The organism is Aestuariivirga sp., from assembly GCF_047602625.1.
Lineage (GTDB): Bacteria > Pseudomonadota > Alphaproteobacteria > Rhizobiales > Aestuariivirgaceae > Aestuariivirga.
This window is the reverse complement of sequence record NZ_JASGGV010000001.1, coordinates 254,097-275,268: the sequence shown is the minus strand read 5'-3', so window position 1 is coordinate 275,268 and position 21,172 is coordinate 254,097. Positions and strand designations below refer to the sequence as shown.

The window sequence follows — 21,172 nt, the reverse complement described above, 5'->3', positions numbered from 1 at the left end:
CCGAGCCCCTAGAAATTCAGCCTACGGACTATAGCGGAGAATTCCCGGATAGGGAAATGCAAAGTAAGGTTTTGAGAAAGCTTGTGAATTTTCCCGGTGGAAAGCCGGGTTGGGCGCCGTCAGAGGCCCAGTTTCGCCTTCAGCGTGTCGCTCACCGCCTGCGGATTGGCCTTGCCGCCGGTGGTTTTCATCACCTGCCCCACGAACCAGCCCAGCATGGTGGGCTTGGCTTTCACCTGCTCCACCTTGTCCGGATTGGCGGCGATGATGTCATCGACGGCCTTTTCGATGGCGCCGGTGTCGGTCACCTGCCGGAGGCCGCGCTTTTCCACGATGTCGGCGGGAGAACCGCCCTCCGTCCAGGCGATCTCAAACACGTCCTTGGCGATCTTTCCGGAAATAGTGCCATTGCCGATCAGGTCCACGATCCCGCCCAGCTGGGCGGCGGAAACGGGAGTGGTTTCAATGGTTTTCCCCTCCTTGTTCAACCTTCCAAAGAGCTCGTTGATGACCCAGTTGGCAGCCGTCTTGCCGTCCCGGCCCTTCGCCACCTCCTCGAAGAAGTCGGCGGAGGCGCGCTCGGCCACCAGAACGGCGGCATCATAGGCTGAGAGCCCATAATCCTTCACGAAACGCGCCGTCTTCTCGTCCGGCAGTTCCGGCAGGGATGCCTCGATGCGGCTGATCCAGGCCTCGTCCAGTTCGAGCGGCAAAAGGTCGGGATCGGGGAAATAGCGGTAGTCATGCGCCTCTTCCTTGGAGCGCATGGAGCGAGTTTCGCCCTTCCGGGCGTCGTAAAGCCGGGTTTCCTGGTCGATCGACCCGCCATCCTCAAGAATGCCGATCTGGCGGCGCGCCTCATAGTCTACCGCCTGCCCCATGAAGCGGATGGAGTTCACGTTCTTGATTTCGCAACGTGTGCCGAACTCGCCGCCGGGGCGGCGCACCGAGACATTGATATCGGCCCGGAGGCTCCCCTGATCCATGTTGCCGTTGCAAGTGCCGAGATACCGCATGATCTGGCGCAGCTTGGTGACATAGGCCTTGGCCTCGTCAGCCGAGCGCATGTCGGGCTTGGACACGATTTCCATGAGCGCGCAGCCCGAGCGGTTCAGGTCCACGAAGCTCATGCTAGGATGCTGGTCGTGCAGGGATTTTCCGGCGTCCTGCTCCAGATGCAGGCGCTCGATTCCCACCTCCACCGTCTTGCCGCCGTCGAGGTCGATCTGCACCACGCCCTCGCCCACCACCGGCTGCTTGTACTGGCTGATCTGGTAGCCCTGCGGCAGGTCGGGATAGAAATAGTTCTTGCGGTCGAATACCGAGCGGCGGTTGATCTCCGCCTTGAGGCCCAGGCCGGTTTTCACCGCCTGCTCCACGCAGAAACGGTTGATGACCGGCAGCATGCCAGGCATGGCCGCATCGACGAGCGACACATGGGCATTGGGTTCGCCGCCGAATTCCGCCGAGGCGCCCGAAAACAGCTTGGACTTGGCCAGAACCTGGGCGTGCACCTCAAGGCCGATCACCACCTCCCAGTCGCCGGTGGCGCCTTTGATCCAGTCTTTCTTGTCGGCAATGCGGGCGGCGGAGGTCTGCATGGGTCTTCCTTTTCTCGCCGCCTTGCTAGCCGCTGGGGCCTCAAGGTTCAAGGGTTGCCCGCATCCCGCCGGAGTTCCCGGCCCACACTTCTGGCCAGCCAGATGCTGCCTAAAAACAGTACCGCCACCACGGCAAGGAAGCCAGTGTCCGCCGTCACGAAGGCGCCGGACTGATAGTGGAGCCACAGGCGCAGGATGAGGACAGCGCCCGAGAACACCGCCGTGCCGATGGCGCCGATGCGGAGCGCTCTGATGATCAATTTCGCAAGGGGAGACATCGGCGAAACTTTAACGCTGGCCGAACACTCCGGCAATACAGGATGCCGGTTTGTGGAGGAACACACCATGAAGCTGGCGCTCTCAACCACCTTCATGACAATCATTCTTTTAACTGGCTCGGCCTGCTCTGGCGACGGCGCTTAACGTTCTGATCCGATGTCGCGCGAAGAATTGTCGTTCTTGTCGAGCAACCGCCCCACTTCATGCAAATAGGCGACAGATTTCGCGATATTTTCTCGTGTCACTTTTTTCACAACAACCAATCTGCCTGAATTGAAACAAGGAATTCCGACCGTTTCTAGGCCATCTAGATTGCTTAGGAGTTCGAGCGGGTGTCATGAATTGGAGGTAAACCGTTTGATCAGGAGAAATATCAACCTGGACTCTTTCCGCACCAAGCTCTTCCATGTCCACAAAGTCCCATTCATCGAAATCATCAGGGTATCGTATTTTTGGATAGATCATGGCCGTGCCTAATTTATCAGTTAACAATGGCATAGTTTGATTTTGTTCACTCCCTGTTGGCGGCTGGGCGCCGTCACAGGGTTTCCCAGGCCCAAAATAACAAGTATTGCGCCCGTCCAATCGAGAGACAGCATAAGAATACAAGGGCGCAGGTTCAAGGCTGTCATATGGCAAATTGAGAGCCTTAAAATCTGCCTCGGCTATGCGCCGCAAGGATTGGTCACCGTGGTTTCGGCCTTCGCCAATGGCATGCCGCGTCCGGAAGCCGAATACTGGGTGCGCCGGACCGATGCGTCGGAGGGATATACCCTCGCACCCTGACGCAGGGCCGCGGCGTTTCTTTCCTTGGCCTGCCATGCTAGGCGGAGGGCATGGAAACCGGATGCCCCATGTCGAAATCGAAGCCTGATCTCTCCCGCCTGTCCCAGCAAACGAAACTCGTCGCCGCAGGGCGGGAGTATAGCGAACACGGGTTCGTCAATCCCGCCGTCTATCACGGGTCCACCGTCACCTTCCCCAATGCGGCGGCGTTGCGCGAGCCCACGCAGAAATATGTCTATGGCCGCCGCGGCACGCCCACCTCGCGCGCCGTAGAAGAGGCGGTGGCACTGGTGGAAGGCGGACATGCGGCGAAGGTGTGCCCTTCAGGCCTCGCGGCCATCAGCACGGCGCTCCTCGCCTTTCTCAAATCCGGCGACCACCTTTTAATGGTGGATACCGTCTATCATCCGGGCCGGCAATTCTGTGACACGCTGCTCAAAGGCCTGGGCGTCGAGACCACCTACTATGATCCGCTGATCGGCCGCGGCATCGCGCAGCTGATCCGCCCCAACACGCGCGTGGTCTATTGCGAAAGCCCGGGCTCTCAGACCATGGAGGTGCAGGACATCCCCGCCATCGCCGAAGCCGCGCACAAAGCAGGCTGCCTCGTGGCGCTCGACAACACCTGGAGCGGCGGATTTTATTTCAACGCCTTCGCCCATGGCTGCGATATTTCCATTCAGGCCGGCACCAAATATCTGGTCGGCCACTCCGATGCGATGATGGGCACCGTCACCTGTTCCGCCGAAACATGGCCGCAGTTCAAGGCGGCCTATGAAGGCATGGGCCAGTTCGCGGGGCCGGACGACATGTATCTCATGCTGCGCGGCATCCACACGCTGGATGTGCGGCTGGAGCGCCATATGAAGAACGCCACCCATGTGGCGGAATGGTTGCGGGCAAGGCCTGAAGTGGACACCGTGCTCTATCCCGCGCTCAGCAACGCGCCGGGTCATGAAATCTGGAAGCGCGATTTCACCGGTGCGTCGGGCCTCTTCTCGGTGGTGCTCAAACCCTGCGCGCAGATCGCCGCGGATGCGTTTCTCGACCGCCTCTCGCTGTTCGGCATGGGCTATAGCTGGGGCGGCTTTGAAAGCTTGGCCATCCCCTTCAAGCCGCACCGCACCGCCACCACATGGACAGCGGAAGGACAGGGCCTCCGCTTCCACATCGGGCTCGAATCTCCGCAAGACCTCATCGAGGATCTGCGCGAAGGCTTCGCGGCGCTGAAGGCCAACGCTTGAACCGCCGCTCCCCACTCCCATCTGTGCGGCCAAAGGAGATTTCACCCATGCGTTCCATCGCCCGCGCTGCCGCTTTCGCCTTTGGACTTCTCGCCGTGGCGCCCGCCTTGGCACAAGATGCGGACGATCCGGAACTGATCTTCAAGAAATCGACAGTGTTCCGCCTGCTGTCGCCCGATGCGAAGCTTGCCACCTATGTGATCGATGATCCGACCATCGATGGCATCGCCTGCTATTTCACGGTGCCGGAAGTGGGCGGCTGGAAAGGCTGGGCGGGCTTCGCCGAGGAACGCTCGGAAACATCCATCGCCTGCCGCCAGGTCGGCCCCGTCACCTTCAAGGCCAAGCTCACGCAGGGCGAGGAAATCTACCGCCAGCGCCGCTCGCTGTTCTTCAAGAAGATGCAGATCGTGCGTGGCTGCGACGCCAAGCGCAATGTGCTGGTCTATCTCTCCTACAGCGACAAGATCATCGAAGGCAGCCCGCAGAATTCCACCTCCAGCGTGCCTGTCATGCCATGGGGCAATCTCCCCGCGCCCAAGTGCGGCGATTATCTGCAGCAATGATTTGAGGATGCACTACCGGTTCACGGAGAAACGCTTCAGACGCCGAAATGCGCCAAGACCTCAGAAACGGTAATTCGGGTCCACGCGCCCTGATTTCACAATGTGAATTGCCGAGGATTGCCCCTGCAGAAGCGCAGCATTCTCGAATTCCGGGCGATTGCAGGAGCCAATTATGTGCGCTCGTTCTCCGTCGCATTTCAAAAGCGACAAACGTGTTTTGTCGGCGCCATACCCTCCAGCGAGAAGGACAAAGGAATTCTCGACAGCCAATGCCTTGGCGCCACTCAGAGTATTCCGCCAAAATGTTTCCCGGCCATCCACAATGCGCATGATTGGGAAATCGCTATAAAAGCATGCCCATAATTCGTTGCCATTCAATGTGAGTGCATAGCAATCATCAACAAAAAGTGGTCTGGATCCCACCGGATCATTGTACATCCACACTTGTTCGCCATTTGGTGTGAACTGAGCGATTCCGCTCTGACCAATCGTCTCGCCATAGACGCCTTCATCGAAATAACCGGCCCAGATAGTTCCATCTTGGGAACAACGGATGTGCTCTATTCCATCACCGAGATGAAACGAGCTTAGCGGCCTGCCGTCCGCGTGGAGAACCATTCCGTTTTTGTCCTCACGCCCGGCCCGGCTTGCCGCCACGAGCCAGCGCCCATCAGGGAAGCGGTCAACCAGAGGAAATATGACTGAAGGCAGGTTAATGTAGCTGCTTTCGCCCTCCGCATTGATTACCGAAAGCCGGCCATTCTCGATCAGATAGTTCGGATTGGGACCCACCATGTTGTTGTTGCGCCAAGCCTGATGCTGCCCGTTGATGTCGCGGTCCGCGCGCAGCACCGCCAGAGTTCCATCTGAAAGCAGGTAAAACTTGTAGTCGAACCATCCTTGCGGTGCGAGAGGCAGTGTGATTGCCGGAATTTTTATCATGCCGTCATTCCAGCATATTGCCAGAGTAGCGGCAATGAACCCTCAAGCCTTCGTTCTGCAGATGCGAGCCAAGGAATTTTTTTGTTTCCAAATCGCGCCCGCGCACCTTAGCGTTCACGGTTCCTGATTGGAGTGCCGCCATGAACCGCTTTGCCCTGTTCGCCGCCGCAGCCCTGTTTGCATCCCCTGCCCTTGCCAATGACTTCGATTGCCACGCTGGGGGCGGGCGGGCTGGTCTTGGTGCGCGCCGACACGGTGACGATGGTGAAGGAGGACCTGTTCATCTCGCCCTCGAAGGTCTCGGTCGATTATGTGTTCCGCAACAATGCCGATGAGGCCAAAACCTATCTCGTCGCCTTTCCAATGCCGGACATCGAGCCGGACAACTATCTCAACTCCGACATTTCGATTCCGGAGCCGGAGAAGGAAAACTATATGAATTTCGCCGTCTCGGCGGATGGCAAGGATGTTGTGCCCAAGATCGAGATGCGCGCACTGTCGGCCACGCTCGACGTGACAGACAAGCTCACCGCACTCGGCATTCCGCTCAATCCGCTGAGCGATGAGACAGCTAAGACGCTGAAAGCCGTTCCGGCCGACAAGCTCAAGGAGCTGGTGACGCTTGGGGCGATCGTCACCGATGACGATGGCCCACGGCCGGCATGGACGCTGCGCTCCACCTATTACTGGGAGCAGACCTTTCCCGCCAAGGCCGAGATCAAGGTGCATCACAACTACACGCCCGCCGTTGGCGCCACGTTCTTCTACGAGAGTGCGCTGAAGGAGCAGAACGTGGGCCGCGATTATTGCGTGGACCAGAGTACTGCTGCCGCTATCCACAAGGCCATCGTGAAAGGCGGCGCCGACAATCCCTATCTGAACCAGCGGACGCTCGAATATATCCTCACCACCGGCGCCAACTGGCAGGGATCGATTGAGGATTTCCACCTCACCGTCGACAAGGAAAGCCCCGACACCATCATCAGCTTCTGCGGCGACGGCGTGAAGAAGACCGGGCCAACCCAATTCGAGATGCGGAAGAAAGACTTCTATCCCACCGATGAATTCCGGCTGCTGCTGCTCTCTCCCATGCAGCCATGAGATTTTTCCCCGCACTTATCTTCGCGCTTTTTGCGGCGAGCGCCGCACAGGCCTTCACGCACGATCCGGTGAAGGTGGAGAACGGCATGGCCGTCACCTCGCAGCATCTGGCCAGCGATGTGGGTGTGGAGATTCTCAAGCAAGGCGGCAATGCCATCGATGCCGCCGTGGCGGTGGGCTATGCGCTGGCCGTCACCAATCCCTGCTGCGGCAATCTGGGCGGCGGCGGCTTCGCCACGCTGCATTTGAAGGATGGGCGCGACATCTTCTTGAACTTCCGCGAAAAGGCGCCGCTGGCCGCAACGCCCGATATGTTTCTCGATGCCAAGGGCCAAGTGATCGAGAACCTGAGCCTTCAAGGTTACAAGGCTGTCGCCGTGCCCGGCACGGTGATGGGGCTCGATGCACTTCTCACCCGCTATGGCAGCCTGCCGCGCGCGATCATCATGGCGCCCGCAATCCGGCTGGCGTCCGAAGGTTTCGTGCTAACCGAAGGCGATGCCAACATCCTCAATGGCTCGGCCAAGGATTTTCCCGCCGATGCCACAGCCTTCCTGCACAATGGCAGCGTCTGGAAAGCCGGAGACCGGCTCACCCAGCCCGCCCTCGCGCGTACGCTGCAAGCCATCTCGGATGGCGGCACCGATGCGTTCTACAAGGGCCGCATCGCTGATGAGATCGTTGCGGCCAGCGCGACTCATGGTGGTGTTCTGTCTACGGATGATTTCCGGAAATATTCGGTGGAGGAGCTGCCGCCCGTTACCTGCAGCTATCGCGGCTTCGTGGTGGTCTCCGCGCCCCCGCCCAGTTCCGGCGGCACCACGCTCTGCGAAATTCTCAACATCCTCGAAGGCTACCCAATTGCCCAATATGGGTTTCATTCCGCGCAATCCGTGCATGTGATGGTGGAGGCGATGCGCCACGCCTTCGTCGACCGCAACTTCCTGCTGGGCGATCCGGATTTTGTTGCCAACCCGCTCGAACGCCTGATGTCGAAAGACTATGCGGCGCAAATTCGCGCAAAAATCGATCCGCTGAAGGCGTCCACCTCGATGGAAGTTCAGCCCGGCACGCCGCCGCATGAGGGAACGGAAACCACGCATTACAGCGTGATCGATAAGGCGGGCAACGCCGTTGCCGTCACCTACACCATCAACGCCCTGTTCGGCGCCAAGGTGATCGCCGGCGACACAGGCTTCTTCCTGAATGACGAGATGGATGATTTCACCATCAAGCCGGGTGCGGCCAATCTCTTCGGCCTCGTGCAGGGCAAGCGCAACGCCATCCAGCCGGGGAAGCGGCCCCTGAGTTCCATGAGCCCCACCATCGTCAAGAAGGACGGCAAGGTGTTCATGGTGCTGGGAAGCCCCGGCGGCTCGCGCATCATCTCGATCGTGCTGCAGGTGATCCTCGATGTGGTGGATCACGGCATGACGATCCAGGAAGCTGTCGATGCGCCCCGCCTCCATCATCAATGGCTGCCCGACCAGATCACCGTCGAACCCTTCACGCTTTCCGCGGATACGCAGCACGTGCTGGAAGGCATGGGTTACAAGATCGCCGAGCAAAGCCCGTGGGGCGCCGCTGAATCCCTGCTGGTCGGGCCTGCGGCAGGCGATGCCGATACCGCACAGAGTTCAGGCAACGATGCTGCGGCTCTCTCCCCAACCTTGCCAGGTGTGTTCTATGGCGGCCACGACGACCGCCGCCCGGCTGGCAGTGCGGCAGGTTTCTGACCTTTTGGTGCCTGACGCAACGGCAGGTTTATTGCGATTCTGCGCGCGGCGACCTTAATTCTTAATAATAAATCGATATTTCGCCACGATTGCAAGATTTCTTTTACATTCCCCATTGACCAATTGTTAACCTTTGTGCAAGGCTGGGTTGTTGCCTGAGACGGCGGGGAATTCCTGTGGCGTTTCCCCTCCCTCGGCGATGGACTGTTTGTCTGTTCCGGCCACACCGAGGGTATTCGACATGAAAAACGGGATTTTGGCTGCTGCATTCGCGGGTGGAATGCTTGTGGCGTCTGCAGGAATGGCATCCGCCTCCATCGTCACCAATGGCGGCTTTGAAACAGGAGATCTCACGGGCTGGACCTATGCTGGTTCGGGCACGACGCCTGGCATTGGCATTACGGTGCTTACGACCGGCGGCTCCAACACTACGGGTTATGGTGATGCGGTGCCGAATTACGAAGGCACGCACGCGGCTTTCTTCGTGGATGACAATGCCCAGGAAAGCATTTCGCAGAGCGTGGCCTTGAGCGGTGGGCAGCAGTATACGCTGTCCTTCGCCCTGTATGCGACGGCCTCTGGCGCCGCTAACCCGTTCAGCTTCACCCTGGCCTCTTCCGTTGGCGCCGATGTGCTGTCGTCCCTCACCAATTCCAGCAGCACAACTGATGTGCCGGTCGGCGTGTGGACGCTTTACACTTACGTGTTCACGGTCGCTGCAACTGACAGCTACCAGCTGAGCATGAACTTCAGCTCCGGCGCAACGCCCTCCAAGGACGTCCTGATTGACGCCGTGGATATCTCGGCCGTTCCGCTTCCGGCTGGCGTGGTTTTGCTGGGCAGCGGCCTTGCCGCAGCATTTGGCGCTGGCGCAGTCCGCCGCCGCAAGGCCACCAAGGCGGCCTGATCCTTTCCAGCGATTTATGACAAACCAGCTCCGGCCATCCGGGGCTGGTTTTGTCGGGGCTGTACTTGGGCGAACATCTGGGCATACGGTCTGGCATCCATAACGCTCCGACCAGATGTGGGCGGCCCAGCCTCTTCACCCCAACGGTGAATTAGCAACCAGACTTAGCCGATCTATGGAACAAAGATCGGCGCAGGAGCCGCAGGTGCCATATCAGCGATGAATCGGCTTGCATGCAGCACCGCCGTTCCATGGTTGACGTAGGCGGGAGCAATTCCAACATTCATCGCGGTAGCAAGAGGCATCTCTTGTGAGTAGGTCAGTATCAGCGTTCCGGGCTTCCCGTTGGCAGGGTCGGCCTTCACGCGCGTGATGCCCACGAAGAACAACCTGCGCTGTTCTTCGTCGTAGTGCTGCTGCTCCATCGGGGTAAGCGCCACCTTAGGCGCTCTCGGCAGCAAGCCATTTACGCACCCAGCAATGATCGTGACAGGCGAACTCAGTCCCTTGCTTTTGTGAAGGCTCATGATGCGGACTTCTTGAACGTCAGTTGGGATTTCGGGCTGTGTGATCGCGGAGATCAGTTCCCCGACCAGCGACGGTGCATCTATTGTTGGATCAGCCACTATCAATCCCACCGCGATCTCACGCAACTCTCGCGTCTCGGCTTGTCCCGGAGGGAAAAGCGCATCGACAACCGCCGCCAAGTCTGGCAACGCCGCGAGTGCATTCAATTCGGCAACAAGCGCATTGAAGGAACTCACGATTGGCCCAGTGTGCGGCAGGCTAAGGACGCCCGCGCTCAACTGGCTGAACACCTGCCACGGGGACAGTCCTGTTGTTTCGCAATGGTTTCTGACACGCCGATAGCCTGCCGCGTGGAAGTTGTTTCCGTCTTTGCCGACAAGCCAGCGGAGGGCAACCCGATCATCCTGATTGGCGAACAGCTTGAGCAACGCGAAAGCACGCTGCGCGTCCTCTTTTTCCAGCTCTGACTCCGTGTATTCGGATCGGGCGGGAACGCCGCCCGCAAGCAAAGCCTCGTATATCGGCGTCCCAACAGCACGGCTCTGCGCAAGGACAAGGATGTCCCCCGCCGGTGTTCCTGCCGCAATCATCTGCTGGATTCTGGTCACAACTCCCACGACCTCTCGGTCAAGGTTTGGAAATTGCAGAATGCTTACGTCGCCCGGACCTTTTGCTGGAATAGAGATGAGGGGGCGTGGAACCGGGCGGTGAACGTTGTGCGCGATCAGCGCATTCGCCATATCAACGACGCGAGTAGGACACCGCTGGCAGTTTACCAAGCTCAGATCGTCCGCGCCTGCATTCGCAACCAGCCAATCGCGGATACCGTCTGGGTGGGCGTGTTTGAAGCTGTAAATCGACTGATCATCGTCGCCTACGATGCACACGTCTGCAGCGTTCGACAGCAGTTCGATAACTGCCTGTTCTGCCTTGTTCAGGTCTTGGAATTCATCGACCAGAATGTGGCTGAACTCCGCCCGCTCTGGCGCACCCGGATTGGCCGACAAGTAGCGGTAGGCTTCCGGGATGACTTCACCAATCAACATGGCCTGATGGAAGCGCAGCCACGCAAGCAGGTCATGCTGAAATGCAGCATCCTCAGGCGATGGGGCATAGCCCGGAACTTGGTTGTTCAGTCGCGCCCATGCCGCCTCGTATGCTTGCCGACGCGCCGCGACCTCTTTCTTCTTCCGGGTCGCCGTCATCAAGTCATATATCATCGCCTCCGTCTCGAAATCATTGAGCGGGCGCGGGATGCGACCTGTTGCAGCCAGAACGTGGTTCCTCATCAAGATGCGCAGCGCGAGGCTATGAAGGGTGTGGGCATTCAGCGCGTTGCAGCCGGGCACAGCCATGCCAACCAACTCGCGGTGAAGGTCTTGGGCTGCAACCCGTGTGAACGTCACCGGAAGAATAAGATTGGGCGCGACACCAGATTCAAGCAATCGCGCGACACGGCGCTTCATTGCGTAGGACTTGCCCGTGCCGGGTCCGGCAACAACGCGGACGCGCGCATTCACGGTAGATGCAATGCTGTGTGCCGGTGTTCCCGGCGTCAATCCGTCAAACCATGCCAACTTACAATCCGCCCTTCTATTGGCCAACGCCACATATATGCCTTGGTAGAGAGGTGGAAGGATTCTGGCAACAGTTACAGTGATTTGGCGACCCCGGCAGTACTCGAAACTGCAACCCCCTGCTTAGAAGGCAGGTGCTCTATCCAGTTGAGCTACGGGGCCTTGAACCCGGATTTAGCGCATCATCTCTGGAACGGATAGAGGAACTGCTTCCAGTATCCGCCCGGCACCGGGTGACCGCCCACGCCATAGCCCTTGGGCCAGCGGCCTTCCGGCATGTGATAGGTGCCGAACAGCCGGTCCAGCAGCGGGAAGTGGATGGCGAAGTTCACGTCGATCGCTTCCCTTTCTACGCCATGATGCCAGTGGTGGAAGCGCGGCGTCACCATGTAGGGGCTCACGCGCTCCAGCGTCCAGCCGATGTTGGCGTGGATGAAGGCGGAATAGAAATAGACGATCAGCAGATAGATCTGGATGGCCAGCGGGCTAAAGCCCAGCGTGAACATCGGAATGGCTGTCAGTCCGCGCAGCACGATGATTTCCAGAATGTGCATGCGGGCGCCGGCAATCCAGTCGAGCGACTGCGCGGAATGATGCACGGCATGGAAGCGCCAGAGAGCGGGCACGCGATGAAAGGCGCGGTGCACCCAATATTGCACGAGATCGGTAAGGAACATGATCTCGATCACCTGGAACACCAGCCATTGCGAGCTGATCATGGCGCGGAAGCTCTGCCACGGCGTCACCGCGTTCACGGCGGTTGCGGGCGCCATGGCAAGGAAAGTCAGCACCTGGATCAGCATCGAGGAGATGAAATAATAGAACAGGTCTTCCCGCCATTCGGTGCGGAACAGGCGCTGCTCACGGCGCTTCGGAAACAGCCGCTCCAGCGGCACGAAGAGCATGCCGGTCAGCACCACGTTCAGCACGAAGAAATCGAGGCCGAAATAAACCCCATCACCATCCGGCATGGGCTTCAGGGCCGAGATCAGCGCGGCGGCCAGCGTGAGCGCGATGGCGGCAAAGCCCAAGACAGGATTGGGCCTCATCACGAGGTTCAGCATCGCCAAGGCGAAGGCCAGGATCATCAGGGCAATCAGTACCCAGTGAAACGCCGGGTTGGCAATCGCCGCCGCCAGTTGCGGCGTGGCCAGCGCATTTGGAAAAATCCGGCACAGCGCCAGGAAAAACACGGCCACACCAAGCAGGAAGGCGAGCGTGCCCGACAGCCAGCCCGATCCAAACTTTCGCTGATCGAGCGGCGTTTCAAGTTCGCCCCTCAGTTTTTCACGGAACGAGGGGCCGGTCATCTCAGTGCGTCCAGTTTTCTGTTCGGCCGAACTTGAAATTGTCGGAGTAGGATTTCTTCTGCAGGCGCTTGGGCGTGTCGGGATAAACCGTGTAGGCCAAACCTTCACGCTCGCAATAGGCCACCGCCTCTTCCACCGTGTCGAAGAACAGCTTCAATTGCTGGCGCGTATCGGCGGAGGAGGTCCAGCCCATCAGCGGGTCCTGGGTGCGGGGCTCGGTCTGCTCGAACTGCAAGAGCCACTGGCCGGTCTTGCCCTTGCCGGATTGCATGGCGTTGCGGGCGGGCTTGTAAATGCGGACGGCGGGCATCGCGTTGAGGCTCCTGTGTTTGTCACGGATGGTCGGGGTGGCCAGATTCGAACTGACGACCCCCTGCGCCCAAGGCAGGTGCGCTACCAGACTGCGCTACACCCCGATTGCCCGTGTGCTGCTCACATATCGAAAAGCGGCTGATCCGGCAAGGTTACTGCGTGTCGCCGAAAATGCGGTGGTAAACCTTGTCGCCGGGCCGGATTCCCAGCTTCTTAGCGGTCCCGGCGGGCACCTCCAGAACGGCCTTCACCGCTTCCCGCACGCCGATCACATCAAGCGACTGCGGCACGGTATTCTCGGCAATATAGGCGATGGTGCCGTCGGGGCGGATGAAGAACATATCCAGCGGGATATTGGTGTTCTTCATCCACATCTCGACCTCGCGCGGCTGGCCGAAATCGAACAGCATGCCGTGCTTGTCGGGCAGGCGCTGGCGGAACATCAGCCCCCGCTCGCGCGAAGCGGGCGTATCGGCAATTTCCACCGTGAACATGGTGGCATCGCCATCGGTCGCCACCGTCAGGGGCTCGATCTTCATCAGCGGTGCCGCGTCCTCCGCCACGGCGGGCAGAAGGAAGAACAGCGACAGGAGGAAGCTCAGGAACACGCGGCGCATGATCGCCAGCCTATCAGGGCCAAAGGTGACGGAACAATGGCTCAGGAGCGCACGCCTCAATTGGTGTGGGCGGGACCGCCTTCGAGGGAGAGGCGCACTTCGGCGGCCATGTTGCCCTTGGGGCCTTCGCCGAAGCGCACATAGATCCAGCTTTCGGGAACAAGCTCGGTGATGGCCGTCTTGCGCAGGGTTTCCATGTGCACGAAAATATCGGGCGAGCCCTCGCCTTCCGACACGAAGCCGAAGCCACGCGCGCGGTTGAACCACTTCACCTTCGCCTTCACCCAGCCGCTCGACGGCGCCACGGTGTTGTGCGCGCGGCTCTTGCGCTCGACGGGATGGATGGCGGTTGAAAGATCAACCGAGAGAACCTTCAGGCACTGATAGCCCTTCTGCCGCGCCACCGCCTCGCAGGTGATGCGCGCTCCTTCGAGCGGCGCTTCAAAGCCGTCGCGCTTCAGGCAACTGAGGTGGAGCAGAATGTCCGGCAGGCCATTGTCGGGGATCACGAAGCCATAGCCCCGCCCCGTATCGAACCACTTCACAAGTCCGCTGATCTGGAGAATACGAACGCCAGCTTCCGGCGCTTCATTCAGGCTCTTGACTTCATCATCCCGCAGGATGCCGCTCGCCGCCATGACTTTACCCAACCGTTGTGGCGGCCTCTATGGTCTTATCAACACGCCCCGCCTTGGATTACTCTGCGCAAACTGCAGCATTTTGTACAGAGTGCAGCGTTACGCCGCGTGTGGATAAGTGGGGACGCGCGAGGCAGACAACCGGTTGCAGTCCTTCGCACATACAACAAGAGGCTCAAATCCTTGGATGAATCGCCGGGTGCGTGGAAAAGCGAAGAACCCTTCTGTTGCACGGTTGCATCATACAGCGCGCGGCGCGAAGATTGAATTTTTTTAATTGGACGCTTCGCGCGCCGCCGAATCGCGCGAACTCAGTTGGCAAGCTTCGCCACAACGGCCCCCAGCACGGGCCCCGCGTCCGCGTGGATCACCAGTTGCGCCAGCCCGTCGAGGCCGGTTGGCTCACGGTTGATGATCACCAGCGGTGTGTGGTTGTGTGATGCCGTCACGGGGAAGCCCGCCGCCGGAAACACCTGCAGCGACGAGCCCACGGCAAAGAACAAATCGGCGTCCAGCGTGGCCGCGCGGGAATCGGCCATCTCCTGCTCGGGCATCGCCTGACCGAAGGAGATGGTGGCGGATTTGACAATGCCGCCACACGTGCCGCACGCGGGCGGTTCTCCCGTCTCCATCATCGCTTCCCTCACCTCAGCGATCTCATGGCGCGCACCGCAGGAGAGGCAGCGCGCGAGGCTGCCGTTGCCGTGAATCTCGATCACCTGGTCATGTGGCACTCCGGCGCGCTGATGCAACCCGTCGATATTCTGGGTGATCACGCGGGCGACGTTGCCGCGCTCGGCAAGGCGCGCGATAGCGCGGTGCGTTTCGCCAGGCACAGCCTTGGTGATCGTATCGTGGATGGCGAAGAAGCGCGTCCACGCTTCCTTTCGCGTTTCGGGTGATGAGAGAAACTCGCGATATTCGATCGGCTTGTGCTTTGTCCAGAAGCCCCCCGGCGAGCGGAAGTCGGGAATGCCGGAATCGGTGGAGACGCCAGCGCCCGTGAAGATCACCATCCGCCGCGCCTGCTGGACCCTGCCCGCCAGCTCCTCTATGATTTCATCATTCAACAGGATGAAGCCCCATGAAATATCTCCACACCATGATCCGCGTGTCGAACCTTGACCAGTCCCTCGATTTCTTCGTGAACAAACTGGGCTTCGTGGAACAGCGCCGCCATGTGAATGACAAGGGGCGCTATACGCTGGTCTTCGTGGCGGCGCCCGAAAGCCCCGATGCGCCGGTTGAACTCACCTACAATTGGGATCCAGAGGTCTATACCGGTGGGCGCAATTTCGGCCATCTGGCGCTGGAGGTCGACGACATCTACGATTACTGCGCGAAGCTGCAGAAACAGGGCATCACCATCAACCGCCCGCCGCGCGATGGCCGCATGGCTTTCATCAAGACGCCGGATGGAATCTCCATCGAGCTATTGCAGAAGGGCGCGGCGCTTGCCGTGACCGAGCCGTGGAGCAGCATGGCCAATACCGGAAGCTGGTAAGCCTCACGCCATCAATTGACCGCCGTTCACCTCGATCACCTGTCCGGTGAGATAGCCCGAGGCCCTGCCGCTGGCGAGATAGAGGAAGGTGCCCGTGCAATCTTCCGCTGCGCCCAAACGCTGCATGGGAATGGCCCTGCGCGTCGCCTCAAGCTTTGCCTCATCTGAAAAGCGCACGTGAAAGGCCGTGTGAATGGTGCCGGGCGACACGCAGTTCACGCGGATGCCATGGCCTACCAGTTCGCGCGCGATGCTCTTGCTGAAGGAGGTCACGAAGCCTTTCGTGCCGGCATAGACCGAACCTCCGGGACTTGAGCCATTGCGCGCCGCGATCGAGGTGACGTTGATGATCGCGCCCTCTTTCTTCGCCTTCATCACCTCCGCCCCCAAGCGGCAACAATGCACGAGCTGGCGCACGTTGAGGTCGAACACCGTATCGATGAAATCATCGGTCAATTCGGCCAGCGGAATGCGCCCGACGAGGCCGCCCGCATTGTTCACCAGCACATCGAGGCCGCCCAGCCGCTTCACCGCCTCGTCAATCAGGCGCTTGGGGCCGTCGGTTTCAGTAAGATCGAGTTTCAGGGTAGAAATGCCAGCCGCTTCGATGGCAGCGAGTTCCGGCCCGCCGCCGTGATATTGCGCCAGCACCTTCGCGCCCGCTTCGGCAAAGGCGAGCGAGGCCGCGCCGCCAATGCCGGTCACGCCGCCGGTCACCACCACGGCCTTGCCCTTCAGATCGTCGAACATTGATGCTCCGTCAGTTCCTGCGTCTCAGAGCATCCAATACCGCAGCCACCAGCGGAGCGAAACTGCGCGCCTTGTTCCAGCCGGGAATATCGCTGGCCCGAGGCGTCAGGTCATCCTCAAGCTGGTCGAGGGCGGCGGCGCGCATGGCCTGCGCGGTGTTGAAATCAGCACCAAGCTTCGTTCCCATCGCCGCCAGCACAAACAGCAGGGCAATGCCAAGGTTGATGAGACCTAGTCCCGCAGGCGTCCACACCGGCCCCCACATGGGGGTAAGCCAGGCGAACAACCCCATGTTCAGCAACACGAAGGCGAAGAGCGCGAAGGCCAAGGCGACAACCAGAAACGCCACCTTCATGCAGATCGCCCGCAGGCGAAGCTGGGCGGAAAGCCCTTCGGCGCGGAGATAAAGCCTGGCGTTGCGCGGCAAGCCGGAAATATTCATGTCAGCCTCTCCTCAGCGCAACAGGCTGCCGATGACGAAGCCAACCACCAGCGCCCCCGCCACGGCGGCCAGCGGATTGGCCTTGGTGGCGTCGCGGGCGTCGGTCAAAAGCCCCTGCACCTTGTCCTGCGCGTCCGTAACCTTGCCGCGCAAATCATCCACCTTCTGCTGCATCTCCGGCGACAGGCCTTGCGGCAAAAAATCCTCGGCCTTCATCTTGCGCACGCGCTCGAGTTCGGCGCGAAGGTCTTCAAGTTCCTGCTTCATCGTCTTGCGGGCCATGGGGCACCCTCCTCACAAAAAGGTGATAGATAAGACTTTCGGCCTTTCCCGGTTCCCGCGCAAGCACTGCGGCTTTTCGGATGTAGACAGGGTGAACCGCAGCTGACACGAGAGCGTCATGCGGAAAGCCCTTGCCCTCCTCGCCCTCCTGCTGCTCGCCTTCGCCGGTTCCTATCTCCTGTGGCCCCTGCAGGTGGAGCAGCCCGTTCAATCCGTCAGCATTGGTGGCCCCTTCCGGCTGGCGTCGGCCAAAGGCGGTGTGGTGGATTCGGACGGCCTCAAGGGCAAGCCCTATGGCGTGTTTTTCGGATATACGCATTGCCCCGATGTCTGCCCGACGACGCTCTACGATATGTCCAATGCGCTCGACACGCTGGGAGACGAGGCCAAGGATTTCCGGCTATTCTTCATCACGGTGGACCCGGAGCGAGATACCGCGCAGGTGATGAAGGATTACGTCTCCAATTTCGATCCGCGTATTGATGGCCTCATCCCCACAAAAGACGAACTTACGCGCATCCTGCAGGCCTTCCACGCCGTATTCGAAAAAGTACCGGATGGACAGGGAGGATACACGATGAACCACACCGCAACGGTCTATCTGATGGGGCGGGACGGCACGCTGCAAAGCACGCTCACCTTCGGCGAAAATCCTGATACGCGCATAGCCAAGCTCAAGCGTCTTCTGGCGGGCGGCTGACTTGCCAGTCCGGGTATGCACGGAGCAATATCAGGCATGCGGGAAGATGGCAGGATGAGGTGCTTGTAATGCTGTGGCTTTTGCGCTTCGCCAGCACGGCCCTTATCACCCTTCTGGCGGGCCGCACGATCATCGGGCAGTTGCGGCCACGCAGCGGAAGATCGCTGATGCTGGCGGCATTCCTTTTCATGACCGCGCAATTGGTCTGGGCAGGCTACGTCGCGGCGCCGGATGCGGGTTTACTTGCCCTTGAACCACTCCGCCTTCTCGCGTTCGACACATGGTCCGGCAATGTCCTGGCGGCGCGGCTGGCGTTGACCGGCCTGACTGTCCTTCTCTTTGTGGTGCGCGCTCCCGCCGGCGCGCTGCTTTCAGCGCTGGTGCTCAATCTGTTTCTGGCGCCGTTCTCCGGCCATGCGGCCACCGTTGTACCTCCGCTTCCGTCCATGGTGCTGCATGGATTTCATGTGGCCTCCGGTGCGTGCTGGATTGGTGGAGTCTGCGCGCTGGCCCTTGTGCGGGACCGGGATGATCTCCTGATACGGCTGCGTGTTTTCTCGCCACTTGCCCTCTCACTTGTAGGAACGGCCGTCGTGTCGGGTGTGGTGGCATCGCTGTTCCAGCTCGGCAGCTGGCCTGCTTTCCTTGGCACTTCCTATGGCCGCGTGCTGCTGGTTAAGACTTTGGTGCTTCTGCCGCTGGCGCTCGCCTGCGCGGCATGGCTCCGCTGGCGGGTACTGAACTCCGCCGCAATGCGCCCGCGCCTGGCGCTTGGCCTTGAGGCGCTGGCGGGTCTGGGCATGCTGGCACTGGCGGCCTTCATGTCGCAGAGCGTGCCGGGCCGGCACGATGACATTTCGTGGCCTCTTTCTTTCCGGCTCGATCCGCTGCTGCTGTGGGCCAATGGCACTGTGCAATGGCCTATTGCCTGGCACCTGCTCGCAGGCCTCGTGCTTGTGGCCATCGCTGCTGCGGCCCTCGCCTTGCGCCGCCTGCCGCTGGCAGCCTTAATGGTGATGCTCGGCGGCGGCGCCATCGCCATCGGCGGCACGGCGCTGGCGGTTCCGGCCTACCCCACCACTTACGCCACATCTCCGAGCGCCTATGCGGCGGGAAATCTCGCCAATGCGCGCAAGGTATTTCGCAGGGAATGCGCCCTGTGCCATGGCCGCGCAGGGCACGGCGACGGGCAGCTCATGCAGATGTCGGGTGCGCGCGCCGCTGATCTCACGCAACCCCATACGGCGGACCATACCGATGGCGATCTCTACTGGTGGATCACCCATGGCAAGCCCGATACGGCGATGGTGGGCGTGGCCGACACCACGAGCGAGCAGGACCGCTGGGACCTTGGCAAATTTGTGCGTCTTCTCACTTCTTCCGCCCAGTCCATCACGCTCTCGCCGGAGATCGTACCGATGAAGCCTGTCATCCCGGCCATCGGCTTTGACTATACCGATGCCGATGGCGATCCGGCCTCCCTCAGCGATCTCACTGGCAGCAAGGCCGTGCTGCTCGTTCTCGATCAGGATCAGGCCACGGACCGGCTAGCGGAACTCGCGCAAGCGGGAGCCGATTTCGACAAATCCGGCGTGGTGGTGATCGCTGCCACCAATGGCCCCGTCCCTCCCGGCATTCTGACTGTTTCGTCCGAGGTGCAGGATGTTCTCAATACATGGGCCTATTACCGCCGCAGCCTTCGCAATCCCGACCCCGATGACGGCAACCCCACCGTGCAGCACATGGAATTCCTGATCGACCGTTTCGGCTATGTGCGCGCCCGCTGGCGTGCCGATGAAGGCCCGCTGCCCCCTGCCTCCAAAATTATTGATGAAGCGGAAAAACTTGCCAAGGAGCCCCGCATCGTTCTCGTCAGCCAGGGACACCATCATTAGGCGGCCTTCCGGCCTCTTGCCTTGACGCTCCCTTTCATGCGGGATAGGCCCAAAAGAAAACACTCCAAGGGGACGATCCGAATGGGACTGAGAACGGCCAAGGGCAAAGCGAGGCTCATCAAGGCCGAAGAGGCGGCGGGCTTCGTCACATCCGGCATGTGGCTCGATTTCGGCACCAGCCTGTGCCAGCCCGATGTGTTCGACAAGGCGCTGGCCGCCCGCGCACCCGAGCTTTCCAACGTGAAGATCCGCAGCTGCCTCTCCATGCGGCCGCGCGCCGTTCTGGAGCAGGATCCGGACGGCCATCATTTCTACTGGTTCAGCCATCACTTCTCGGGCTACGACCGCCGCCAGCATGACAAGGGCCGCACCAGCTACCAGCCGGTGAACCTCGGCGAAATTCCCGATTATTACCGCCGCTTCTACGCGCCCATGGACATCGTGATCTTCAAATGCCTGCCGATGGACAAGGACGGCTGGTTCAATTTCAGCGCCTCCAACCTCTGGCACCGCGCGGCGCTGGAGCGCGCGAGGCTCGTCATCATTGAGGTGGCGGAAGGCAATCCCTATTGCTGCGGCATGGAAAACGGCGTCCACATCAGCGAGGTTGATTACATCATCCAGGGCGAAAATCAGCCCGCGCCCGAACTTCCCAATCCTCCGCCCACGGAGAATGATGTCGCGGTCGCCAAGCTGATCGCCTCGGAGATCGGCGACAATTCCTGCCTGCAGATCGGCATCGGCGGCATGCCTAATGCGGTGTGCGCGCAGCTTCTGCACGCCGCGCCTAAAGGCCTCGGCATCCAGTCGGAAATGCTCACCGATGGCATCATGACGCTTTATGAAAAAGGACTGGTGAAGGGCGATCACAAGCAGGTCGATCCCGGCAAGGTCGCCTATTCCTTCGCGCTAGGCTCCAAGGCCATGTATGACGGCCTTCACAACAATGAAGATTTCAATTGCTGCGCGGTGGATTTCACCAACCTGCCGCAGAATGTGATGAAGAATGACCGCGTGGTGTCGATCAACAACACCACGCAGGTTGATTTGCAGGGGCAATGCGCGTCGGAGTCCGATGGCCACCGCCACATCAGCGGCACGGGCGGGCAATTGCAGTTCGTGCGCGGCGCCTATGCCTCTTCGGGCGGCAAATCCTTCATCTGCCTGTCGTCCACCTACACCAAGCGCGGCGAACCGAAGAGCCGTATCGTGCTCAATCTCACGCCCGGCAACATCGTCACCACGCCGCGCTCTGATGTCATGTATGTGGTCACCGAATACGGCATGGTGAATCTTAAAGGAAAAACCGTGCCGGAGCGTGCGCTGGCGCTGATCTCCATCGCCCACCCCGATTTCCGCGAGGAACTGGAGCGGCAGGCCTATGAGCACCGGCTCATTCCAAGAGGCGTGACGTTTTAAAACCTCTTCCTTCTCTCCTTGCGGGAGAAGAGGTTA

General features: G+C 60.3%; 22 protein-coding genes and 2 tRNA genes. 10 read left to right on the top strand and 14 right to left on the bottom strand.

Annotation, left to right across the window (positions count from 1 at the left end):
• Nucleotides 1-119 precede the first annotated feature (119 nt).
• Both gatB and QM694_RS01385 read right to left on the bottom strand, forming a co-directional pair.
• Nucleotides 120-1,601: an Asp-tRNA(Asn)/Glu-tRNA(Gln) amidotransferase subunit GatB gene (gatB, locus tag QM694_RS01390; protein ID WP_415005161.1), complete on the bottom strand. Its 1,482-nt coding sequence runs from the start codon at nucleotides 1,599-1,601 to the stop codon at nucleotides 120-122.
• Between the two features lie 47 nt (nucleotides 1,602-1,648).
• Nucleotides 1,649-1,861 carry a hypothetical protein gene (locus QM694_RS01385; RefSeq protein WP_415005160.1) on the bottom strand — a complete coding sequence of 71 codons (213 nt, stop codon included), beginning with the start codon at nucleotides 1,859-1,861 and terminating at the stop codon, nucleotides 1,649-1,651.
• Between QM694_RS01385 and QM694_RS01380 the strand changes: the two genes are divergently transcribed.
• From QM694_RS01380 to QM694_RS01370, 3 genes are all read left to right on the top strand, one after another.
• The gene (locus QM694_RS01380) at nucleotides 1,854-2,024 is read left to right on the top strand and encodes a hypothetical protein (RefSeq protein WP_415005159.1); all 171 of its coding nucleotides are present in this window, start codon (nucleotides 1,854-1,856) and stop codon (nucleotides 2,022-2,024) included. The genes QM694_RS01385 and QM694_RS01380 overlap by 8 nt on opposite strands.
• A gap of 692 nt (nucleotides 2,025-2,716) precedes the next feature.
• Entirely contained in the window at nucleotides 2,717-3,910 is a 1,194-nt protein-coding gene (metC, locus tag QM694_RS01375) for a cystathionine beta-lyase (RefSeq protein WP_415005158.1), read from the top strand.
• Between the two features lie 47 nt (nucleotides 3,911-3,957).
• Nucleotides 3,958-4,476, top strand: a complete 519-nt coding sequence (locus QM694_RS01370) for a CreA family protein (RefSeq protein ID WP_415005157.1) — start codon at nucleotides 3,958-3,960, stop codon at nucleotides 4,474-4,476.
• A gap of 60 nt (nucleotides 4,477-4,536) precedes the next feature.
• Here QM694_RS01370 and QM694_RS01365 read toward each other — a convergent pair whose 3' ends face one another.
• Nucleotides 4,537-5,418 (bottom strand): hypothetical protein, encoded by an 882-nt coding sequence (locus QM694_RS01365; protein ID WP_415005156.1) that lies wholly within the window; start codon nucleotides 5,416-5,418, stop codon nucleotides 4,537-4,539.
• A gap of 198 nt (nucleotides 5,419-5,616) precedes the next feature.
• Between QM694_RS01365 and QM694_RS01360 the strand changes: the two genes are divergently transcribed.
• The 3 genes from QM694_RS01360 to QM694_RS01350 all read left to right on the top strand — a co-directional run bounded on the left by QM694_RS01360 (nucleotide 5,617) and on the right by QM694_RS01350 (nucleotide 9,162).
• Nucleotides 5,617-6,519, top strand: a complete 903-nt coding sequence (locus QM694_RS01360) for a DUF4424 family protein (RefSeq protein WP_415005155.1) — start codon at nucleotides 5,617-5,619, stop codon at nucleotides 6,517-6,519.
• Nucleotides 6,516-8,255 (top strand): gamma-glutamyltransferase, encoded by a 1,740-nt coding sequence (gene ggt / locus QM694_RS01355; RefSeq protein ID WP_415005154.1) that lies wholly within the window; start codon nucleotides 6,516-6,518, stop codon nucleotides 8,253-8,255. Before QM694_RS01360 ends, ggt begins: the two co-directional genes overlap by 4 nt.
• Nucleotides 8,256-8,556: 301 nt before the next feature.
• Nucleotides 8,557-9,162 (top strand): carbohydrate binding domain-containing protein, encoded by a 606-nt coding sequence (locus tag QM694_RS01350; protein WP_415005153.1) that lies wholly within the window; start codon nucleotides 8,557-8,559, stop codon nucleotides 9,160-9,162.
• Between the two features lie 173 nt (nucleotides 9,163-9,335).
• Here QM694_RS01350 and QM694_RS01345 read toward each other — a convergent pair whose 3' ends face one another.
• The 8 genes from QM694_RS01345 to QM694_RS01310 all read right to left on the bottom strand — a co-directional run bounded on the left by QM694_RS01345 (nucleotide 9,336) and on the right by QM694_RS01310 (nucleotide 15,214).
• Complete coding sequence (locus tag QM694_RS01345) at nucleotides 9,336-11,267, bottom strand: UvrD-helicase domain-containing protein (protein WP_415005152.1); 1,932 nt, start codon at nucleotides 11,265-11,267, stop codon at nucleotides 9,336-9,338.
• A gap of 85 nt (nucleotides 11,268-11,352) precedes the next feature.
• Nucleotides 11,353-11,429 (bottom strand) — tRNA-Arg (locus tag QM694_RS01340).
• Nucleotides 11,430-11,449: 20 nt separating this feature from the next.
• Nucleotides 11,450-12,577, bottom strand: coding sequence for a sterol desaturase family protein (locus QM694_RS01335; RefSeq protein WP_415005151.1), 1,128 nt, complete (start codon nucleotides 12,575-12,577; stop codon nucleotides 11,450-11,452).
• 1 nt (nucleotide 12,578) lies between these two features.
• Nucleotides 12,579-12,887, bottom strand: a complete 309-nt coding sequence (locus tag QM694_RS01330; RefSeq protein WP_415005150.1) for an ETC complex I subunit — start codon at nucleotides 12,885-12,887, stop codon at nucleotides 12,579-12,581.
• A 29-nt stretch (nucleotides 12,888-12,916) separates the two neighbouring features.
• Nucleotides 12,917-12,993 (bottom strand) — tRNA-Pro (locus QM694_RS01325).
• A 48-nt stretch (nucleotides 12,994-13,041) separates the two neighbouring features.
• Entirely contained in the window at nucleotides 13,042-13,506 is a 465-nt protein-coding gene (locus QM694_RS01320) for a DUF192 domain-containing protein (protein WP_415005149.1), read from the bottom strand.
• A 56-nt stretch (nucleotides 13,507-13,562) separates the two neighbouring features.
• Nucleotides 13,563-14,144, bottom strand: a complete 582-nt coding sequence (locus QM694_RS01315) for a cold-shock protein (protein ID WP_415005148.1) — start codon at nucleotides 14,142-14,144, stop codon at nucleotides 13,563-13,565.
• Nucleotides 14,145-14,455: 311 nt separating this feature from the next.
• Nucleotides 14,456-15,214, bottom strand: coding sequence for an SIR2 family NAD-dependent protein deacylase (locus QM694_RS01310; RefSeq protein WP_415005147.1), 759 nt, complete (start codon nucleotides 15,212-15,214; stop codon nucleotides 14,456-14,458).
• A gap of 14 nt (nucleotides 15,215-15,228) precedes the next feature.
• On the opposite strand from QM694_RS01310, the gene QM694_RS01305 reads away from it, so the two are divergent.
• A complete protein-coding gene (locus QM694_RS01305; protein WP_415005146.1) occupies nucleotides 15,229-15,648 on the top strand; it encodes a VOC family protein in 420 nt (139 codons plus the stop codon).
• A gap of 3 nt (nucleotides 15,649-15,651) precedes the next feature.
• On the opposite strand, the gene QM694_RS01300 is transcribed toward QM694_RS01305, so the two are convergent.
• From QM694_RS01300 to QM694_RS01290, 3 genes are read right to left on the bottom strand one after another with little or no spacing between them, the layout of a single operon-like run.
• The gene (locus QM694_RS01300; RefSeq protein WP_415005145.1) at nucleotides 15,652-16,398 is read right to left on the bottom strand and encodes an SDR family NAD(P)-dependent oxidoreductase; all 747 of its coding nucleotides are present in this window, start codon (nucleotides 16,396-16,398) and stop codon (nucleotides 15,652-15,654) included.
• A 10-nt stretch (nucleotides 16,399-16,408) separates the two neighbouring features.
• On the bottom strand, nucleotides 16,409-16,840 hold the full coding sequence (locus QM694_RS01295) for a hypothetical protein (protein ID WP_415005144.1): 432 nt from the start codon (nucleotides 16,838-16,840) through the stop codon (nucleotides 16,409-16,411).
• A 12-nt stretch (nucleotides 16,841-16,852) separates the two neighbouring features.
• Nucleotides 16,853-17,122 (bottom strand): hypothetical protein, encoded by a 270-nt coding sequence (locus QM694_RS01290; protein WP_415005143.1) that lies wholly within the window; start codon nucleotides 17,120-17,122, stop codon nucleotides 16,853-16,855.
• A 118-nt stretch (nucleotides 17,123-17,240) separates the two neighbouring features.
• Between QM694_RS01290 and QM694_RS01285 the strand changes: the two genes are divergently transcribed.
• From QM694_RS01285 to QM694_RS01275, 3 genes are all read left to right on the top strand, one after another.
• The gene (locus QM694_RS01285; protein ID WP_415005142.1) at nucleotides 17,241-17,822 is read left to right on the top strand and encodes an SCO family protein; all 582 of its coding nucleotides are present in this window, start codon (nucleotides 17,241-17,243) and stop codon (nucleotides 17,820-17,822) included.
• 68 nt (nucleotides 17,823-17,890) lie between these two features.
• Nucleotides 17,891-19,717: a CopD family protein gene (locus tag QM694_RS01280; protein WP_415005141.1), complete on the top strand. Its 1,827-nt coding sequence runs from the start codon at nucleotides 17,891-17,893 to the stop codon at nucleotides 19,715-19,717.
• Between the two features lie 81 nt (nucleotides 19,718-19,798).
• Nucleotides 19,799-21,136, top strand: a complete 1,338-nt coding sequence (locus QM694_RS01275; protein WP_415005140.1) for an acetyl-CoA hydrolase/transferase family protein — start codon at nucleotides 19,799-19,801, stop codon at nucleotides 21,134-21,136.
• Nucleotides 21,137-21,172: the final 36 nt, after the last annotated feature.

Coding starts and splice junctions, on each gene's coding strand:
- gatB (WP_415005161.1), bottom strand. CDS start 1,601: ATGCAGACCTCCGCCGCCCGCATTGCCGACAAGAAAGACTGGATCAAA.
- QM694_RS01380 (WP_415005159.1), top strand. CDS start 1,854: ATGATCAATTTCGCAAGGGGAGACATCGGCGAAACTTTAACGCTGGCC.
- metC (WP_415005158.1), top strand. CDS start 2,717: ATGGAAACCGGATGCCCCATGTCGAAATCGAAGCCTGATCTCTCCCGC.
- QM694_RS01370 (WP_415005157.1), top strand. CDS start 3,958: ATGCGTTCCATCGCCCGCGCTGCCGCTTTCGCCTTTGGACTTCTCGCC.
- QM694_RS01365 (WP_415005156.1), bottom strand. CDS start 5,418: ATGATAAAAATTCCGGCAATCACACTGCCTCTCGCACCGCAAGGATGG.
- QM694_RS01360 (WP_415005155.1), top strand. CDS start 5,617: ATGACTTCGATTGCCACGCTGGGGGCGGGCGGGCTGGTCTTGGTGCGC.
- ggt (WP_415005154.1), top strand. CDS start 6,516: ATGAGATTTTTCCCCGCACTTATCTTCGCGCTTTTTGCGGCGAGCGCC.
- QM694_RS01350 (WP_415005153.1), top strand. CDS start 8,557: ATGGCATCCGCCTCCATCGTCACCAATGGCGGCTTTGAAACAGGAGAT.
- QM694_RS01335 (WP_415005151.1), bottom strand. CDS start 12,577: ATGACCGGCCCCTCGTTCCGTGAAAAACTGAGGGGCGAACTTGAAACG.
- QM694_RS01330 (WP_415005150.1), bottom strand. CDS start 12,887: ATGCCCGCCGTCCGCATTTACAAGCCCGCCCGCAACGCCATGCAATCC.
- QM694_RS01320 (WP_415005149.1), bottom strand. CDS start 13,506: ATGCGCCGCGTGTTCCTGAGCTTCCTCCTGTCGCTGTTCTTCCTTCTG.
- QM694_RS01315 (WP_415005148.1), bottom strand. CDS start 14,144: ATGGCGGCGAGCGGCATCCTGCGGGATGATGAAGTCAAGAGCCTGAAT.
- QM694_RS01305 (WP_415005146.1), top strand. CDS start 15,229: ATGAAATATCTCCACACCATGATCCGCGTGTCGAACCTTGACCAGTCC.
- QM694_RS01300 (WP_415005145.1), bottom strand. CDS start 16,398: ATGTTCGACGATCTGAAGGGCAAGGCCGTGGTGGTGACCGGCGGCGTG.
- QM694_RS01295 (WP_415005144.1), bottom strand. CDS start 16,840: ATGAATATTTCCGGCTTGCCGCGCAACGCCAGGCTTTATCTCCGCGCC.
- QM694_RS01290 (WP_415005143.1), bottom strand. CDS start 17,122: ATGGCCCGCAAGACGATGAAGCAGGAACTTGAAGACCTTCGCGCCGAA.
- QM694_RS01285 (WP_415005142.1), top strand. CDS start 17,241: ATGCGGAAAGCCCTTGCCCTCCTCGCCCTCCTGCTGCTCGCCTTCGCC.
- QM694_RS01280 (WP_415005141.1), top strand. CDS start 17,891: ATGCTGTGGCTTTTGCGCTTCGCCAGCACGGCCCTTATCACCCTTCTG.
- QM694_RS01275 (WP_415005140.1), top strand. CDS start 19,799: ATGGGACTGAGAACGGCCAAGGGCAAAGCGAGGCTCATCAAGGCCGAA.